The 2,598-nt window shown below is 33.0% G+C and carries 2 protein-coding genes; both read left to right on the top strand.

The window, feature by feature from the left end:
* The first annotated feature begins 36 nt into the window (after positions 1–36).
* Entirely contained in the window at positions 37–135 is a 99-nt protein-coding gene (locus B8977_RS15330) for a T9SS type A sorting domain-containing protein (RefSeq protein WP_394334481.1), read from the top strand.
* A gap of 24 nt (positions 136–159) precedes the next feature.
* Positions 160–2,598, top strand: a 2,439-nt coding sequence (locus tag B8977_RS14895; protein WP_143736558.1) for a hypothetical protein, incomplete at its 3' end; no start/stop codon positions are given.

Raw genomic sequence — 2,598 nt, 5'->3', positions numbered from 1 at the left:
CTTCAGTCCAAAGACTTACCTTACAGAACCACTCCTATTGATTTGCAGGGCTACCCTCCGGGAGTTTATATCTTCAAGATCAACATCGACAACCAAATACAGGATGTCAAAGTCATCAAAAAAGGCAATAAATAATCTAAAACTTAAATCATACAATCCATGAATCTATTTAATATGACCAGCCGATTTGATTTTACAAAAATCAAATTACTCATTTTCTTTATTTTTTTGCTAATAAGTTTAAATGTAGCAAGGGGACAGAATTTAATTACAGGAGGAGAATTTCAAATGGGTAATTTCCCCAAATCTCCCGAAGCTACGGCAATGTCTAAAAACGTCGATATACCTTCAACAACTCATACCGGAGTCATGACCATTGAGATTCCATTATATGAATTTAATTTTGAAGGAGAAAGATTTCCTGTCTCTTTGACTTATTCTACAAACGGAATCAAGCTTGATGAAATTTCATCTCGTGTTGGATTAGGTTGGAGTTTAAATGTGGGAGGAATTTCACTCTCCAAACAAGTTATGGGAACTCCAGATCATGATGGATACCAAAAATATATACTTAATCACTTTTCACCTGACGGCGCAGCAACCATTGATATAAATACTGGAGAGGAATCTGATGCATTCAAAGCATTAGAAATGATTGGGCACACCTTAGGAGAATTTGCCAATGATCTTGAACCGGATATCTACAGCTATTCAGTATTTGGAAATAGTGGTCAGTTTATCATGGATTTCAGAGAAAATAAAGGACTGGTATATCCTTATACACCCATTAAAATTGAAAAAATCAATAATATGGATTTTAAGATGGTAAATGAAAAAGGATTTATTTTTGATTTTGATTTACAGGCTTTCAACGAAGATTATAATAGTTGTACATCATCCGTAAGTGTATATCGAGGATACAAGAATCATGATTACCGTATAAATAAAATAGGATCTCCCAATAATAATTTCATACACTTCAATTACGAATATGAATCAGGATTAAATTCTTTTAGTTATGGTACATCAGTAGTTCAAAAAAATGTATTATCCAATAAAGTTATTCCGGGTTTTAATTTACCTCTTATACCGCCAACCTGCTATAATTCAAGTACAAATACTGGCGAAAAAATTCTCAGAGAGATTAATTTTCCAGAAGGTAAAATAGAATTTAAATACAGTAAAGAATACAATAACGAAGTTAGGCAAGATTTGGTAGGAGATATTTATTTGAAAAGAATCCTAGTGAAGGATTTACATGGTAATACATTGAAAGATTATTTGCTAGACATTAAATATTTTATTTCCTCTGGCTCATACAATTATACAGAAAGTTATAATAAAGGTAACCAGTACCGATTGAAGTTGGAAGGAGTTACAGAACAATTATCCGGCAGAAAGTATGAATTGGACTATTATCCTGGAAATCTCCCTCCTCGCTTAACTGACAAAAAGGATTATTGGGGCGTTTACAACGGAGCCAATAATGCAAGTTCCATCGGATCCGGTAAATACTATCACTGGGCATTTCTCGAATGGAGAACATATAATTCCGGGAATAATCTTTTACCTTCCTATTCTCATGCTATTACCAGTAATTTAAAATCAATTAAATACCCTGAAGGCGGCAGTATGAATCTAACTTATGAATTAGATGATTTCATTATACCTTCAGTATACCAAGATATGTATAACACAATGGGATTATCAAACGGAGATGTAGCTAAAACAGGTACTCTGCGAATCTCTAAGGTAGAATTAAAAGATGAAAATGGAGTTGCAATAACTAAAGAGTATAAATATATAAATCCTTTGACTGGAAAGACAAGTGGTAAAAACTATGGATCTTTTAATTTAGAGGCAATCAAGACTGATGTTATTGTAAGAGAAGCAGATCATATGCAACATTCTCGTTTAGATTATAATTATGCCACCAATAACCCCGGATGGAATTTAACAACAGTGAATGGAAAATCTGTGGGCTATACGCATGTTCAGGAAATTATAATTAATAAAGATAATGCTAGTAAAAATCATAAAATAGAATACGAATATCACCATGACAGGAATGAATATGAAGATATTGAAATGAGTTATAATTCAGGAGCATTAATTAATTTAAATTATCCTTTATACCGCCCGGAACGAGGTCTATTGACAACTAAAAGATATTATGATAACAATCAGAATATTATTAAAAAGGATTCACTGGAGTATGAGTTTAATTCCTATTTTAATGTACTATCCTCCGGTTACCAGAGTTCAAATGCATTATTCCAAGGTTATCTTGTACGATTAACAGATGCTGTGTGTGCAGGAGGGTGCCATTATACATTTGATACTTACCCTTTTTATAATAAAACCTTCTGGATTCAAAACACAAAGACAACAACAACAGATTATTTTAATGGTGAACCTAAAATTATAACAGAGCAAATAACCAATTATTCACCAAACCCTCCCAAACATATATATCCGGTTAATACAATTAATACCAATAGCCTAGGCGAAACCTTGCGTACAGACTACAGCTACCCACAGGATGGATTGCATTGGCAGACCGGTATCATGAATCAGATGATTGAAAAAAACATGATA

This window comes from Moheibacter sediminis (assembly GCF_900176425.1).
GTDB lineage: Bacteria > Bacteroidota > Bacteroidia > Flavobacteriales > Weeksellaceae > Moheibacter > Moheibacter sediminis.
The sequence above is the reverse complement of the archived record's forward strand: the minus strand, read 5'-3'. Positions and strand labels throughout refer to the sequence as shown.